We start from the raw sequence: 16,505 nt of genomic DNA, 5'->3' as shown, positions 1-16,505 counted from the left end.
TTTTCCCCCATGAACTATCTAGATCCCCGCTTAAAAAACTCTATAGAAAGACTATTTCTCCTACACCTCTATGGTAGATGGGTATTTGTGATTTTAAGCTGGTTAATTTTGGGTTCTTGGGGGATTTGGGGATTACGGGATGATATCTCTCTGTGGCAAGATTATTTTACTTGGACCGCGGTGCGTTACGCTTTTCATTTTAATCCCCTTTCTACTCTCTTACTCTCTTTTTGTGTAGGGATAACTGGTGCAGTCTTGGTTTGGCAAAGTAATAATATCCTCAGGGGAGGAATCGCACCAGCTGAAAAAAAACGTCTTGAAAAACAAGTCAAGAAAATTTTAGCAACAGGTCCTAAACACCCCTTGTGGCAATGGGTTTGCTCTTCTAAATAATAGTTTTAACTACTTTTAGTGGCTACCCATCACAATTTTTTACAGAGATTGTGCCGCGGCGCGTGCTGCAGCTGCTTCATCGGGGTGAATACCCAGACGAGTTAAGTTGAGACGACCTTTAGAGTCGATTTCTCGTACTTTAACTACTACCTCATCTCCAACTGCTAGTTCATCTTCTACCCTAGCGACTCTTCCTTCGGCTAATTGAGAGATATGAATCATTCCTTCTTTACCAGGGATAACCTCTACAAAAGCCCCAATCTGAATGATGCGTGTGACTTGACCTACGTAAACATCTCCTTCGTTAAGTTTACGAGTCATGTTATAGATTAGCTTTTTAGCTTGTTCTCCTTTTTCTCCTTCTAAAGCAGAGATAGTCACTGTACCATCATCGCTAATATCGATTTTAGCTCCTGTTTGTTCGGTGATACCTTTAATCGTTTTACCACCAGGTCCGATCACTAAACCAATTAATTCAGGATCAATTTTGATGGTTAATAAACGGGGGGCATAGGGAGATAATGTTGTTGCAGGAGTACTAATGACGCTGAGCATCTTCTCCAAAATATGCAGACGCGCAGGTTTAGCTTGTTGAATAGCTTCAGCTACTACTTTCATGGGTAATCCGGTGATTTTCATATCCATTTGTAAAGCAGTAATACCAGTATCTGTACCCGCTACCTTAAAGTCCATATCCCCGAGAAAATCTTCGATACCTTGAATATCTGTGAGAATTCTCACTTCGTCTCCCTCTTTAATTAACCCCATCGCTGCACCACTAACGGGTTTAATAATGGGAACACCTGCATCCATCAAGGCTAAAGTTGAACCACAGACAGAGCCCATGGAGGTTGAACCGTTAGAAGATAATACTTCTGATACAACTCTGAGAACATAAGGGAACTGATCTTGGGGTGGTAAGACGGGAACTAAAGCTCTTTCCGCTAAGGCACCATGTCCTATTTCTCGACGTCCTGGCGATCGCATCGGTTTAGTTTCGCCCACAGAAAAAGGAGGGAAGTTGTAATGATGTAGATAACGTTTTTCGTCATCAGGGTGTAAATCATCTACTAACTCTTGAGCATCTCCTGGAGTTCCTAGGGTAGCTAGAGAGAGTACTTGGGTTAAACCTCTGTTAAACAAAGCACTACCATGAACCCTTCTCGGTAAGATACCCACTTGACAAGAAATAGGACGCACTTCGTCTAATTTACGACCATCCACCCTGATTCTGTCTTCGATGATTTGACGACGCATCAATTTTTTGGTTAAATCCTTGAACAGATTAGAGAAAAGCTTAGCATCTTCCTTAACCACCAATTTAAGGCTATCTTCTTCTGGTAAAGCGGCGATATCCTCGTTGAGGACTTTTTCTTTAATCGCGTCTAACTTCTCATCTCGTTCTTGTTTACTCAGATGATACTGAGTCAAAATCTCTTTAATTCCTTCAGCTGCTTTAGCTTCTAGATAATCCTTGAGTTCTTGATTTGTGGCGACAGGTTCACTTACCTCGGCTTCTCTGCCCAACTCTTGGACTAATTCTAGTTGTTTTTTAATTAATTCCTGTACCGCTTCATAACCAAAGTCGATCGCTTCGATGATATCTTGTTCTGGTAGTTGATTTGCTCCTGCTTCTACCATCACTACTCCATCTGGAGTCCCTGCTACGACTAGATCTAACTCACCTTGTTCTACCTCTTGATAATTAGGGTTAATGATAAACTCATCTCCGATTAACCCCACTCTTACCGCAGCCATTGGACCTGCAAAAGGTATTTTAGCTAGTAAAACCGCTAAAGAAGCTCCTGTAACCGCTAAAACATCTGGTGGTACTTCTTCGTCTAAAGATAGAGTAGTAGCGACTATCTGAATATCATCTTTTAACCAACTTGGAAATAAAGGACGTAGAGGGCGATCGATTAATCGACTAATTAAAGTAGCTTTTTCTGGTGGTCTTCCTTCTCTTCTTAAAAACCCCCCTGGAATTCTGCCTACTGCGTAGAGTCTCTCTTCATAATCTACGATCAGGGGTAAAAAATCAACTCCCTCCCTCCCTGGAGTACGAGTCGCTGTCACTAAAACCGAGGTATCACCTGACTGTATTAATACAGATCCTCCCGCTTGAGGAGCTAGCACACCTGTTCTGATCCTGATATCCCTACCATCAAAGGATATAGATCTATCGATTTCTGTCATCTAAAGTATTTTCCTTCTTTCTTTTATCCTGCTCTTAAGCAATCCTAACATTTTCTCTCTAACTATTATGACATTGATGCGGTTCGGACTTGTTCAGTATAATTTTGAGGGCGCAATTGACGCAAAAAACTGAGAGTAAATTTAGTGATCTCATTAGGAAGATAGGATAACAACCAGCCCCCATAGAGTTTAGCAGAATTACCCAGAATATCTCTAGAGAAGTTTAATAATTGACGACCTTGTTTGACTTCTCCTTGTTCAATTAATCTTAACCCCAAAGCTTGTTGAGTTTGTGCTAATTTAACTAGACGTCGCTTTTCTAACTCAGGAGTAGAGAAACGATAATCATTGAGACAAAAAGCTTTTGCAGACAGAAAATGAATATCTTGTTTAAGACTAGTTTGTTGTTGATGAAAACGATACTCCATCAATAACTCAGGTAAGAAATAACCAGTTTTACCAGCGATCGCCAATCTTACCAACAAATCAAAATCCTCACAACCATCAGCTTGAGAGCGTAAATAATCCACCTCTTGTAGAGAAGTTAAACGAAAAAGGGTAGAACCCATTTGTAAACTTTGATAATCAAAGGTTTGCTCGATTAAATCAGGAATAATTCCCTCACTGAGTTTATCCTTTCCCCATTTAGCTATATTCAATTGAGTTGCATCTTTCATTCTCTGACTATCACTAGCAATAATCCAATGATTAGTACAGACAAAATCAACCTCGGGGTGATTATCAAGTCTAGCTACAGTTTTCGCCAAAAAATCAGGAGTAATCCCGTCATCATCGTCAAATTTCAGAAAATATTCTCCCTTAGCTGCGGTAAATCCTGTGCGCATATTACGACTTCTACCGATATTCAGAGGTTGTCTGATATATTTAAGGCGATCGTCTCTCCATTGTTTAACCAGCTCTGGAGTATCATCAACAGAAGCATCATCACAGATAATTAGTTCAAAATCACTATAGGTTTGTTGCCAGACACTATTAACCGCGTATGCTAGATATTGGGAACGATTATAAGTAGGAATACAAATTGTAACTTTAGGCATTTGCAATGAGTCAACCTGAAATAGCAGCTATTATCTGTACACACAATCGAGATAATTATTTAGGTGGGGCGATCGATAGTTTACTAGAACAAGATTATAGTAATTATGAAATAATAGTTATAGATAACGCCTCAAGCGATCGCACCCCGGAAGTAGTTAGATCCAGACTAGATAATCCTAAGCTAAAATATATTTATGAACCAGAACTAGGACTATCCATAGCTCGTAATCGTGGTGCAAAAGAAACCGACGCCGAAATTATAGCATATCTCGATGATGACGCTATAGCTAGTCCACAATGGTTAAGAGAAATTGTCACAGCTTATCGAGACAATCCCCAATTAGCGATCGCAGGTGGAAAAGTCACCCTCATCTTTCCCGAAGGTATAAACAAACCTAACTGGTTATCAGATAATTTAGCAGGTGGGTTAGGCGCTTATAATTTGGGAGATAAGCCAATAGAGATTAACAATCCCAACTTAACCCCAAGAGGAGTCAACTACTCTATTAGACGCAGTTGTTTAGAACAACTCGGAGGTTTTGACATTAATCTAGGTAGAATTGGTAAAAAACTTCTTTCTAACGAAGAATTATACATGACCGAGAAAGCCATCAAAAAGGGTTGGTCAGTGATGTACTTACCCCAAGCCATTGTAGCCCATAACGTTGCTCCAGAACGTCTTAAACCTGATTGGTTTTTACGTCGTAGTTGGTGGCAAGGAGTAAGCGAGTATTATCGAGAAGAAGCTAACCTGCAACAAGGTATGTCTCAACTAACTAGAGGAGGAGAAAGATTAGTTAGAGGTTTATCTAAATCCATTCTCGATCCCCAAGAAAGTTTTGCTCATCTGGTTTATGCTTATGGTCAAATTGGTTATCTCAGTCTAGTTATGCAAAACCTAGTCAAACCGCGTCAAAGATGAAAAAAGCCTTAATTTGTGGCGTATCTGGTCAAGATGGAGCATATTTAGCCCAATTACTCCTCCAAAAAACCTACCAAGTCTATGGTACATCCCGAGATGCTCAAATCTCTACCTTTAGCAATCTCGCGCGTTTAGGGATTCTTGCCGAGGTAGAATTATATTCTATGTCCCTCAATGATTTTCGCAGTGTTTTACAAGTCTTAAAAAAAGTCCAACCCGACGAGATTTATAATTTAGCTGGTCAAAGTTCCGTTAGTCTTTCTTTTGATCAACCAGTAGAAACCCTAGAAAGTATCTCTGTGGGGACACTCAATTTATTAGAAGCGATTCGCTTTACCGATAGTCCTATTAAACTCTATAATGCCGGATCTAGTGAATGTTTTGGTGATATTGGGGATAACTTAGCTACTGAATATACCCCTTTTCGTCCCAGAAGTCCTTACGCAGTGGCTAAAGCCGCCGCTTTTTGGCAAGTTGCTAACTATCGAGAAGCTTACGGTTTATTCGCTTGTTCTGGTATTTTATTTAATCATGAATCTCCTTTAAGACCAGAAAGATTTGTTACCCAAAAAATTATTAGTACCCTCTGTCGGATTGTACAGGGAAGTTCAGAAAAGTTACACTTAGGCAATATTGATATTATTAGAGATTGGGGTTGGGCTGAAGAATACGTTAAAGCCATGTATTTAATGCTACAACAAGATCAAGCAGATGATTATGTTATCGCTACAGGTGTAAGTTACTCCCTTAAAGAGTTTATCGCCACAGCTTTTGCTACAGTAGGTTTAGATTGGCAAGAGCATGTTTTAAGTGATGCGAGTTTATTACGTCCCACAGAATTAATGATTAGTCGGGCTAATCCCAGTAAAGCTAGGCAAAAATTAGCCTGGTCAGCAGGGTATAAAATGCCCGATATTGTTAAAATGATGATTAAGGCAAAAATTGGCTAATTTGTTGATAAGCTTGATAACAATTTTCCCAAGTCTTAACAGAAGCTTTCACATTGCCAAAACAGAGTGACTGATGAGTTAATAACAAGGTTTGGTAGGGGAGGGGTTGAGAAAACCCCTCTATTAAGCGCCAATATTCACCATCAGTACGACTCATTTGTTGAGGAATTAATCGGCGATCGTCTAATAATTGTAACATTCCCTGATAAAGACATACACAAGCAGTATGATAATTTTTTTCCTCAGCGTATTTAAGCGATCGCTTTAACCACTGATCTACGGTTATCAACTCATTCTTACTATTAATTACAGTTGACTTAGGTCTTGATTTTTTGAGGTTATTAGCATAGGCTATAATCATGGTAAGAATAAGAACAATTAGTAGCCCTAACAGCGTCCAAAAGAAGACAGCACCCATCCACTCTAATAACTCTTGATTAAACCAAGAAAACTCTGGTAGGTCTGGAAAATCAAGACGCAATCGTGATACTTGCCATTCTAACCATTCACTAACCCTTCGGTATAGTTGGGAAATCTCCCAAGCTATACTACTACTTTGGGCTTCTCCTTTAGTTGCTATCAATGTCGTCAACAAACTTACCATTAGAATCAGTTATTCTAGAAGCGATCGCCAAATCTGACCAAGGATATATCACCTTCGCTGACTATCTTAACCTAGTCCTTTATCATCCTCAATACGGCTATTATAGCTCTAGAACCAACCAAATCGGCGCAGGTGGAGACTTTTTTACCTCCTCATCCCTAGGTCCAGATTTTGGCGAATTACTCGCTTTACAACTACAACAAATGTGGGAAGTATTAGAATACCCCCATCCCTTTACTTTACTAGAAATGGGGGCAGGTAGAGGACATTTAGCCCAAGATATTTTAAACTATCTAGCCACAAACAACCCCGATTGTTTTCAAGCTATCCAATATCTAATTATCGAAACTTCTCCTCAATTGCGCAAGGAACAGCAAAAACTCTTAACATCTCGATTCCCTCAAGTTACCTGGACAAATTGGCAAAAAATAGCCACTAATTCTCTGATTGGTTGTTGCTTTAGTAATGAATTAATAGACGCTTTTTCTGTACATCAACTAATTCTTACTCAAGGAGAATTAAAAGAAGTTTATGTCACTTATTCTGACAATCAAGTACAAGAAATCTATCAAGAAATATCCACTCCAGAATTATTAAATTATTTCCAATTATGTAACCTAGATTTTCCTTCTAATCTTTATCCCGATGGTTATCGTACTGAAGTAAACCTAGAAGCTTTATCATGGTTAAAAACCCTCGCTAGTAAATTAAATACTGGCTATATTCTTACTATTGATTATGGTTATGATGCACCTCGTTATTATCATCCCCAACGTTGCCAAGGTACAATACAATGTTATTATCAACATCATCGCCACAATAATCCCTATATTTATTTAGGAGAACAAGATATTACTACTCAGGTTAATTTTACCGCACTAGAACGCCAAGGAGAATTAATCGGTTTAAACAACCTCGGCTTGACTAAACAAGGTATGTTTCTGATGGCATTAGGATTGGGGGAAAGACTCCAAGCTTTAAGTAATTCCACTGATAAACTCTCACAAATTCTCCAACGTCGAGACGCTTTACATCAACTAATCAATCCCGCTGGTTTAGGTAATTTCACGGTTTTACTGCAGGGGAAAAATTTAACACCGCAACAACAACAATTTACTTTAAAAGGTTGGCAATGTTAAAATATATTTTGGGGAAAAAGTCAATAAAAATTTAATGTTTTCTTTATATAAATAGTAAGAAAGGTTCATCATGAACAGCCCAACCTCAAAACCTCGACACCTACTCATAATTGAAGAACCAGAACAAAATACAGAAATTTATCTAGAAAATAAAGTTTATACCGTAGGTCGGCACTCTCAAAATGACATAGTTTTATACTCTCAAACAGTATCTCGTCACCATTGTACCCTCTTAAAAGTTAAATATAACCAAGTAGAAGAACAGGACGTTTTCTGGATTATCGACGGGGATTTAAAAGGAAATCGCAGTACTAATGGTTTAATTGTTAATAACAAAAGATGTTTATCTCATGAGTTAAAAAATGAAGATATTATTACTCTCGCTAATCATGTAAGTCTTAAATATTATCAAATTAATCACAATCATCCTAACAGGAAATATCCTACGATAAAAATACAAAATGTTGATTTTCTCAATCTGCAAGAATCTAGTACAACAATCGTTGGTACACATGATGCTCAGAAAAATAAGACCAATCTGTTACCCAATTTAAACTATAATGTTACGAGTGTTCCTCATCCAATTATTGAGGTAGATTATGAAGGTAAAATTATTTACACCAATTCCATAGCTAAGCTAAAACTTCCCAATCTAGAAAAATTAGACCTGAATCATCCTATTTTTTCAGATTTATTTAATAACTTAACTAACCCAGAAGAACAATTTATAACTAGAGAGATTACTCTTGACTTAGATACTTATCAAGAATATATTCAATATCTACCTGAAGAAAAAATCATCAGGATTTATCTATTCGACTTAACCAAGCAAAAAGAAACAGAATCAGCCCTAGAAGAAACAGAAGCAAAATATCAAGCAATTGTTAGACAAATATCCGAGGGAATCTTTTTGATGGATTTAAATACTCGGAAGATTATTGACTGCAATCAAGCCTATTGTCAATTATTAAACTACAGTCAAGAAGAATTATTAACCCTAACTATTTATGATATTTTACCGATAGATGATGAAGTAATAGATAGTTATATAGAGACAATAACAGCTAAAAAACAAGAACTAATGATCGAAGGTTGTCACTGTAGTAAGAATAATCAACTCATCGACGTAGAAGTTAGTATTAGTTTAATTCAATACGCTAATAAACAAATACTCTGTTTTGCTGTTCGAGATATTAGACAAAGAAAGAAAACCGAAAAACTATTAATTAAACAAGCTTATTATGACGCATTAACAGGGCTACCTAATCGTGTCTTCTTTAACCAGAGATTAGAACAAGCGATCGAAAATGCGCATAAATTTAATCATCAAGTAGCGGTATTATTTTTTGATTTAGACCACTTTAAAAAAATTAACGACTCTTTAGGTCATAATCTAGGAGATAAACTCCTCAAAACTTTTGCCAAAAAAGTATCTAGTCTCCTAACATCTTATCAAACCTTTGCTCGTTGGGGAGGAGATGAATTTATTTTATTACTTCCCAATGTTAGTGATATCAAAGAAGTTAGTGATCTAGCAAACAAAATTTTTGAACTGTTAGAAAGACCATTTAAAATAGAAGGACAATTACTTCATATTAGAATGAGTATTGGAATTGCTTGTTATCCTCAAGATGGCAAAGATAGAGATACATTACTCAGAAACGTTGACGCGGTTTTATACCGTATTAAAGAACAAGGGCGCAACTGTTATCAATTTTATAACCCCAAAATAAACGCTCAATCATCAGAATTATTAACCTTAGAAAACCTTTTATATCGAGCTATTGAAAAAGAAGAATTGTTTCTGAATTATCAACCCCAAGTTAACTTAAAAACCGAAAAAATTATGGGTATAGAAAGTTTATTACGTTGGCATAACCCTGAATTAGGCTTAATTTCTACTCCCAAATTTATCAAAATAGCTGAAGAAACTGGTTTAATTACTTCTATTGGCAAATGGGTATTAGAAAAAGCCTGCTACCAATATTTAGAATGGGAACAAATGGGGATAGCTCCAGAATATATAGCTGTCAATCTTTCCCCCAGACAATTACAACAAGAAAATCTTTTAAGCAATATAGAAGAAATTCTCAACAAAACTAACTTAAATCCCCAATGTTTAGCCCTAGAAATTACCGAAAGTTGTCTAATTGAAGATACAGAAACAGTAAGCGATGTCTTATTAACCTTAGTAGATATTGGAGTTAATATTACTCTCGATGATTTTGGTACAGGTTACGCTTCTTTAGCTTATTTAAAAAAATTCCCTTTCCACACCTTAAAAATAGACCGATCTTTCGTTAAAGATATCACTGAAAGTCGTCAAAACGTGGCTTTAGTCTCAGCGATTATTACATTAGCACAAGCATTAGACTTAAAAGTCATCGCCGAAGGTATAGAAACAGAAGAGCAACTAGAAATACTCGGGGATTTAAACTGTGAAGGTATCCAAGGTTATTATTTCAGTGTACCTTTAGGTGCTCACGAAGCCCACGACTTTCTCAAAAGTTATCCCCTAGAAAATTCTACTAGAAAATTTCCAACTCTAGCAGACTACAGGGAATAGCGCCATTATAAACTGCAAAACGACGAGAAGGTTTAAGACGAATTTTTTTAGCTAATTGGGAATTACCAGTCAGTATATAAGCTCGCCAACCTCGAAAACGTTGTTTTAACACATCTCCTAATAATTGATAGAGACTAGTTAATGCTGAGACATCACCAATACGTTTCCCATAAGGAGGGTTAGTAATAATAATTCCTTCTGCACTTGGAGGATAAACCTCAGCTAAATCTTGGTTAAGTAACTTAATTTGCTTTTCTACACCACAGAGACGAGCATTATAACGAGCTTGTTGTAAGATTTGACTATCAGCTTCACTACCCACAATAGGGGTTAAAGACTCAGATACTTGACTCTCTAGGGCTTCTGTGCGTAATTTTTGCCAAAGACTAGCATCAAAATCTGACCAATTTTCAAAAGCAAAACTATCACGAAATAAACCAGGAGCAATGTTTAAAGCTTTTAAAGCAGCTTCTAGAGGTAAAGTGCCCGAGCCACAAAGAGGGTCAAAAAAGGGTATATTACTATTCCATTGGGCTAAATCTAGTAAACTCGCGGCTAAAGTCTCCTTCAGGGGTGCTAAACCCATCGCAGGGCGATAACCTCGACGGTGTAAACTATCTCCTGAGCTATCTAAACTGAGAATACATTGATCTTGATAGATATGAGCGTTAAGTAATAAATCAGGGTTACGGGTGTCAATGCTAGAGCGTTGATTAGTTTTTTCTCTTTGTTGGTCTATAATGGCGTTTTTTATTTGTAGAGCGTTAAAATGAGTATGGTTAAGATTGCTGTTACCTCCCGTAGAATTAACCGCAAAAGTTTGCTCTGTCGTGAGGTATTTTGACCAATTAATTTGTTTAACTTGTTGATATAATTCTTCTCGATTAGAACATTTAATTGTTTGAATTGGCATTAAGAGTCGATAGATAATTCTTGACCAGAGGTTAACCCGATAGAGCAAAGATTTATCTCCAGTAAAAGAGACACCAGTAAAGGTTATCTCTACGTCTTTTGCTCCTAGATTCTTTAATTCTTGAGCGGCGACTTCCTCTAAACCTCTAGCGACGGTAGCAAAATATTGATTCATACGGTTTTTAGCTAACTAAAGTAGTGTTTTCTCGACTTAGATTTTCTTTAAGCAAGATTTACAATATAAGAAAATAGTTAAATATAAATCTATGCAACCAAATAACCCACAAAAATTTACAGAAAAAGCCTGGGAAGCTATTGCTAGAACTCCCGAACTTGTTAAACAATCTAAACAACAACAAATAGAAAGTGAACATCTAATGAAGTCTCTCTTAGAAGAGGAAGGCTTAGCTATTAGTATTTTTAATAAAGCTAATGCAAGTGTTCCTAAACTAAGAGATAAAACTGAGCAATTTAGCCAACGTCAACCTAAATTAGCTAACGTCAGTGAGTCTATTTATTTAGGAAATAGTCTTGATACACTGTTAGATAGAGCCGAAAATTATCGTCAGGAGTTTAAAGATGATTATATCTCTATAGAGCATATACTTTTAGGATACTGCAAGGACGATCGCTTCGGTAAAGCACTTTATCAAGAATTTAACCTCACAGAAAAACGACTCAAAGAAATTATTACACAAATCAGAGGAAGACAAAAGGTGACTGACCAAAATCCAGAAGGTAAATACGAAGCTCTAGAAAAATACGGCAGGGAATTAACCCAATTAGCTAGAGCAGGAAAATTAGATCCCGTGATTGGTAGAGACGAAGAAATTCGACGTACCATTCAGATTCTCTCTCGTCGTACTAAAAATAATCCCGTCTTAATTGGTGAACCAGGAGTAGGTAAAACTGCTATTGTCGAAGGATTAGCCCAACGAATCGTTAACCGCGATGTTCCCGAATCATTGAGCGATCGCCAATTAGTCGCTTTAGATATGGGTGCTTTAATTGCAGGAGCAAAATACCGCGGTGAATTTGAAGAAAGACTCAAAGCAGTACTTAAAGAAGTCACCGAGTCACAGGGTAATATCATTCTCTTTATCGACGAAATACACACAGTCGTAGGAGCTGGAGCTACACAAGGAGCGATGGACGCGGGTAACCTACTCAAACCCATGTTAGCCAGAGGAGAATTGCGCTGTATAGGTGCGACTACTCTAGATGAGTATCGTAAATATATCGAAAAAGACGCAGCTTTAGAAAGACGTTTTCAAGAAGTGTTCGTCGGAGAGCCAACAGTTATTGATACTATCTCCATTCTACGGGGTTTAAAAGAACGTTACGAAGTCCATCACGGGGTTAAAATAGCTGATAACGCCTTAGTAGCAGCAGCGACATTGTCTAATCGTTATATCAGCGATCGCTTTTTACCAGACAAGGCGATCGACCTAGTTGACGAAGCAGCGGCTAAATTAAAAATGGAGATTACCTCCAAACCCGAAGAATTAGACGAAATCGATCGCAAAATTCTGCAACTAGAAATGGAGCGTCTCTCCTTACAAAAAGAATCAGACCCTATTTCTCAAGACAGACTGAGTAAACTAGAACTCGAACTAGCCAACCTCAAAGAAGAACAAAGAGCGTTAAACGCCCAATGGCAATCAGAAAAAGAGATTATCGCTCAAATTCGCACCGTTAAAGAGAAAATTGACCAAATTAACCTAGAAATTCAACAAGCCGAGCGAGATTACGATCTCAACAGAGCAGCAGAATTACGTTATGGCAAATTAACCGAACTACAACGTCAAATCAAAGAAATCGAAGCCCAACTCAGTGAGCAACAAACCAGCGGTAAAACCCTGCTCAGAGAAGAAGTATTAGAAGCTGATATCGCCGAAACCATCGCCAAATGGACAGGAATACCCGTCAGTAAACTAATAGCTTCAGAAAAAGAAAAACTCTTATATTTAGACAAAGAGTTGCATCAACGAGTAGTAGGACAATCAGAAGCAGTAGAAGCGGTAGCCGACGCCATTCAACGCTCTCGCGCGGGTTTAGCCGATCCCAACCGTCCCATTGCTAGCTTTATTTTCTTAGGTCCTACTGGTGTAGGTAAAACCGAATTAGCTAAAGCTTTAGCAGTATCTCTGTTTGATACAGAAAACGCCATGGTCAGAATTGATATGTCTGAGTACATGGAAAAACATACAGTAGCTCGCTTGATTGGTGCTCCTCCAGGATACGTCGGTTACGAAGAAGGTGGACAACTCACCGAAACGATTCGACGTCGCCCTTACGCGGTGATTTTATTTGACGAAATCGAAAAAGCACACCCCGACGTTTTTAACATCATGCTGCAGATTCTAGACGATGGACGTCTCACCGACTCTCAAGGTCATCTAGTGGACTTTAAAAACACCATTATCATCATGACTAGTAATATTGGTTCTCAATATATCCTTGATGTAGCTGGTGATGACTCTCGATACGAACAAATGAAAGAGCGAGTAATTGAAGCTATGCGCCAAAATTTCCGTCCCGAATTTCTCAACCGTATCGACGAAATGATTATTTTCCACTCCTTACAAGCATCTCAGTTAAACGAAATTGTCGAAATTCAAGTCAGAAGACTCCAAGAGCGTTTACATGAGCAAAAACTCGGTCTAAAATTATCTCAAAGTGCTGTTAACTTTTTAAGTGTGGTTGGGTATGATGCAGTATATGGAGCTCGTCCTCTGAAAAGAGCGATCCAACGTTATCTCGAAACACCCATCGCCAAAGCAATTCTGCGAGGTGAATTTAAACCAGATGATGTTATCCTTGTAGAAGTAGAAGATGAGCGCTTGAGCTTTAAAACTGCTTAACATTTTCTCATGGGGGGCAAAAACTCCCCCCTCATCTACAAAAAATCTCATCAAATAGTCAACTATTAGCTATTATGGAAATATAACTCTGTACATTAACCTACTGTCTTGCGGTGATACCCAATCTTATCATTGGTTGTTGAATTAGAATGTCAGTAATTACTTTGGTCCTCTTACACCCCCTAAAAGCAGTTCCAGTCCAAAACTGGACTTTTGAACCCGAGATAACTATTCGGGTTGGTCGCTCCATGGATAACGATGTAGTATTATATAGTGCTGTTGTTTCTCGTCGTCATTTAGAAATTAGACCAGTAGGGAATCAATGGGAGTTAGTGAATATCGGTGCTAATGGAACTTATATCAATGGTAAACGTATCGATAAAACACCCGTAGTTGATGGGATGATCGTTCGTTTAGCTAGTTCCGGACCTCAGATTAAGATTCAAATCGACAGCGAAGATCCCCAAATGAACGCTAATCTGACGCGACGGAAGCATTCATCACCCGTAAAAGGCAAAGATCCCGCTAAAGATACTATTGTTAGTTAAACCAGTATTTATAACTAGCATAAGCCATCGTCACCACTCCTGTAATAATAGAAGCCTCATCCACCTCAAATTGAGGATGGTGTAAAGGGTAATTACGACCCTCAAGATGTCCTACACCCAAACGAAACATTGAACCAGGAGCGTGCTCTAGATACAGAGAAAAATCTTCAGCACCCAAAGAAGGCTCACTTAAATTTTCAAGGCGATCGCTTCCCCAAGCTTCCCTAGCTGCTGACTCGATTAACTTAGTTAAGTGCAAATCATTCTGTACCGAAGGAACACCCCGACGATAATTAACCTCATAGCTAGCACCATAGGTTTGACAGACACTCGCGACAATTTTTTCAATCCATTCTGGTAGATTAGCGTGAGTTTCAGGGTGGAGAGAACGCACAGTACCAGCTAAACGCACTTGATCAGCGATCACATTAGGCGCTCTACCCCCACTAATTTGCCCTATAGTTAATACAATCGGACGCAAGGGATTTTGAGTACGACTAATCGCCTGTTGTAAACTAGTGATCACTTGAGCGGCGATCCAAATAGCGTCGGTAGCTTCATGAGGACGCGCACCATGTCCTGATTCTCCCTGAATAAAAATCTCTAAATCATCAGCAGCTGCCGTCAAAGCCCCATATCTTACCCCAATCGAGCGCGCAGGAATCGAGGGGAAAACGTGTACACCCAAAATATTAGTTACATCTCGCATCGCCCCATCTTGTACCATCCAACTAGCACCTTGGGCTATTTCCTCTGCGGGTTGAAACAAAAAACGTACCCTTCCTGGAAGTGGCTCGGGTAACTGAGAGAGTACCATTGCTGTACCCAAGCCTACGGTAGTATGTACGTCGTGACCACAGGCGTGCATGATCCCAGGTCGCCGAGAGGCAAAATCTAAAGCAGTATGTTCTTGAATCGGTAAAGCATCCATATCGGTACGAATCGCTAAAATTCGCTCATCTGCACCCTTACCCATCAATTCTCCTACTACCCCTGTTTTGCCCACCGCTTCTTGCACGTGTAAACCACAGGAAGACAAAACCCCCGCTACATAAGCTGCGGTTTGATACTCCTGTCCACTCAATTCTGGATGAGCGTGGAGATGACGACGAATTTCAATTAAACGTGAACTGACATTTTCGGCAATTTCTTTGATTTTCGTGAGCATTGAGACTACTAGTTGCTGATGATTCTTAATTTAGTTTTAACACGCCCACTCCATTGGTTGCATCGGTTCAAAAGTCGTTGTCAGTTGATAAGTACTAGAATTCTCTAACGCATAAGTAATCGCATTAACTAACTCATTATTGTGTAAACAAAACTCTTTAGATAAACGATTGGGTCGTTTTTGGGCGATCGCTGCTGCCATTTCCGCTACTCCACGACAAAAATCCATTTTTTGTGCACCACGATAAGCAAATTTCGGTGTTTTTCTCACTAAAGGATATTTCTGCTTAATCGGATTAAAAAAGACCTTACGTCGAATCCTGACCATTCTCTGAATATAAATTGGATCATCATAAAACCAACAATCCTTGATACTCATCACTCCGGTATCCCCAATAATCTTTAGTTCATGATCATGGGGAGCAACAATACCACAAGTTAATCTAGCTACCACACCCGAAGCAAATTTAATGCAAGCTACAGAAAAATCAGGAGTATCCGGGGGATTTAATTCTACACCCTCTACCTTATCAGGAATTAAACAACTCGAAAAAGCTGTAACACTTACCGCAGGACCAAAAAAAGTCGTCAACCAAGTTGTATAATAACCCGCGTGTTCAAAAGTACAGCCTACCTCAAACTCATCTTGATAGGGCCAAGGAATTCCTGATACACTTAACCATTGTTCATAAGGCATCTGGTGTACCATTCCTTCATCCATCTCAGCATAGACTAAACGAACTTTGCCAACTACATTCTCTCTTAACCCTTTCCAGAGTGTTTGCGCTGTTTCACTTAAAACACTACAGGGGGCTGAAGATATTTCTAATTCTTTTTCCTGTGCAATTGCTACTAATTCTTTGGCTTCTTCGTTAGTTACTCCTAAAGGTTTTTCTGAATAAACGTGTTTACCTGCTTCTAAACAAGCTTTGGAAACATTATAATGACTTCTAGGATTAGTTAAATTTAAGACTATATCTACTTTATTATCTTCTAATAACTCTTCTAGTGACTGATAAGCAGGAATTCCGTGAAATTGGGAAAATTGGGCAACACGTTCGGGATTTTTATCCATTACCCCGATTAATTCCAATTCTTTATGTTGAGGTAAGGTGCTTAAATAATAGTCTGCTACAAAACCACAGCCTACAATAGCAATTCTCATAAGTTATTATCCTAATCAAG

General features: G+C 38.5%; 13 protein-coding genes. 7 read left to right on the top strand and 6 right to left on the bottom strand.

What is annotated here, in order from left to right; translation table 11 throughout:
- Nucleotides 1-9: 9 nt before the first annotated feature.
- Entirely contained in the window at nt 10-393 is a 384-nt protein-coding gene (locus tag EA365_04355) for a hypothetical protein (protein ID TVQ46890.1), read from the top strand.
- A 39-nt stretch (nt 394-432) separates the two neighbouring features.
- Here the strand turns inward: EA365_04355 and EA365_04350 are convergent, their stop codons facing one another.
- A complete protein-coding gene (locus EA365_04350; GenBank protein TVQ46889.1) occupies nt 433-2,589 on the bottom strand; it encodes a polyribonucleotide nucleotidyltransferase in 2,157 nt (718 codons plus the stop codon).
- Between the two features lie 65 nt (nt 2,590-2,654).
- Nucleotides 2,655-3,647 (bottom strand): glycosyltransferase, encoded by a 993-nt coding sequence (locus EA365_04345; GenBank protein TVQ46888.1) that lies wholly within the window; start codon nt 3,645-3,647, stop codon nt 2,655-2,657.
- 5 nt (nt 3,648-3,652) lie between these two features.
- On the opposite strand from EA365_04345, the gene EA365_04340 reads away from it, so the two are divergent.
- Nucleotides 3,653-4,570, top strand: a complete 918-nt coding sequence (locus tag EA365_04340) for a glycosyltransferase (protein ID TVQ46887.1) — start codon at nt 3,653-3,655, stop codon at nt 4,568-4,570.
- On the top strand, nt 4,567-5,520 hold the full coding sequence (locus tag EA365_04335) for a GDP-mannose 4,6-dehydratase (protein ID TVQ46886.1): 954 nt from the start codon (nt 4,567-4,569) through the stop codon (nt 5,518-5,520). The genes EA365_04340 and EA365_04335 overlap by 4 nt, the downstream gene beginning before the upstream one ends.
- Here the strand turns inward: EA365_04335 and EA365_04330 are convergent.
- Complete coding sequence (locus EA365_04330; protein ID TVQ46885.1) at nt 5,501-6,103, bottom strand: DUF4129 domain-containing protein; 603 nt, start codon at nt 6,101-6,103, stop codon at nt 5,501-5,503. The genes EA365_04335 and EA365_04330 overlap by 20 nt on opposite strands.
- On the opposite strand from EA365_04330, the gene EA365_04325 reads away from it, so the two are divergent.
- Complete coding sequence (locus tag EA365_04325; GenBank protein TVQ46884.1) at nt 6,103-7,263, top strand: class I SAM-dependent methyltransferase; 1,161 nt, start codon at nt 6,103-6,105, stop codon at nt 7,261-7,263. The genes EA365_04330 and EA365_04325 overlap by 1 nt on opposite strands.
- Before the next feature lie 70 nt (nt 7,264-7,333).
- Nucleotides 7,334-9,829 (top strand): EAL domain-containing protein, encoded by a 2,496-nt coding sequence (locus EA365_04320; protein ID TVQ46883.1) that lies wholly within the window; start codon nt 7,334-7,336, stop codon nt 9,827-9,829.
- Here the strand turns inward: EA365_04320 and EA365_04315 are convergent.
- The gene (locus EA365_04315; GenBank protein TVQ46882.1) at nt 9,792-10,916 is read right to left on the bottom strand and encodes an RNA methyltransferase; all 1,125 of its coding nucleotides are present in this window, start codon (nt 10,914-10,916) and stop codon (nt 9,792-9,794) included. The two genes, EA365_04320 and EA365_04315, sit on opposite strands and share 38 nt — an antisense overlap.
- Nucleotides 10,917-11,007: 91 nt before the next feature.
- Between EA365_04315 and clpB the strand changes: the two genes are divergently transcribed.
- On the top strand, nt 11,008-13,605 hold the full coding sequence (clpB, locus tag EA365_04310; protein TVQ46881.1) for an ATP-dependent chaperone ClpB: 2,598 nt from the start codon (nt 11,008-11,010) through the stop codon (nt 13,603-13,605).
- 149 nt (nt 13,606-13,754) lie between these two features.
- A complete protein-coding gene (locus EA365_04305; protein TVQ46880.1) occupies nt 13,755-14,153 on the top strand; it encodes an FHA domain-containing protein in 399 nt (132 codons plus the stop codon).
- Here the strand turns inward: EA365_04305 and EA365_04300 are convergent.
- A complete protein-coding gene (locus EA365_04300) occupies nt 14,146-15,321 on the bottom strand; it encodes an amidohydrolase (GenBank protein TVQ46879.1) in 1,176 nt (391 codons plus the stop codon). The genes EA365_04305 and EA365_04300 overlap by 8 nt on opposite strands.
- Nucleotides 15,322-15,357: 36 nt before the next feature.
- Nucleotides 15,358-16,485: a gfo/Idh/MocA family oxidoreductase gene (locus EA365_04295; GenBank protein TVQ46878.1), complete on the bottom strand. Its 1,128-nt coding sequence runs from the start codon at nt 16,483-16,485 to the stop codon at nt 15,358-15,360.
- Between the last annotated feature and the right edge of the window lie 20 nt (nt 16,486-16,505).

Source organism: Gloeocapsa sp. DLM2.Bin57, from assembly GCA_007693955.1.
Lineage (GTDB): Bacteria > Cyanobacteriota > Cyanobacteriia > Cyanobacteriales > Gloeocapsaceae > Gloeocapsa.
This window is presented reverse-complemented; position numbering and strand designations above follow the sequence as displayed.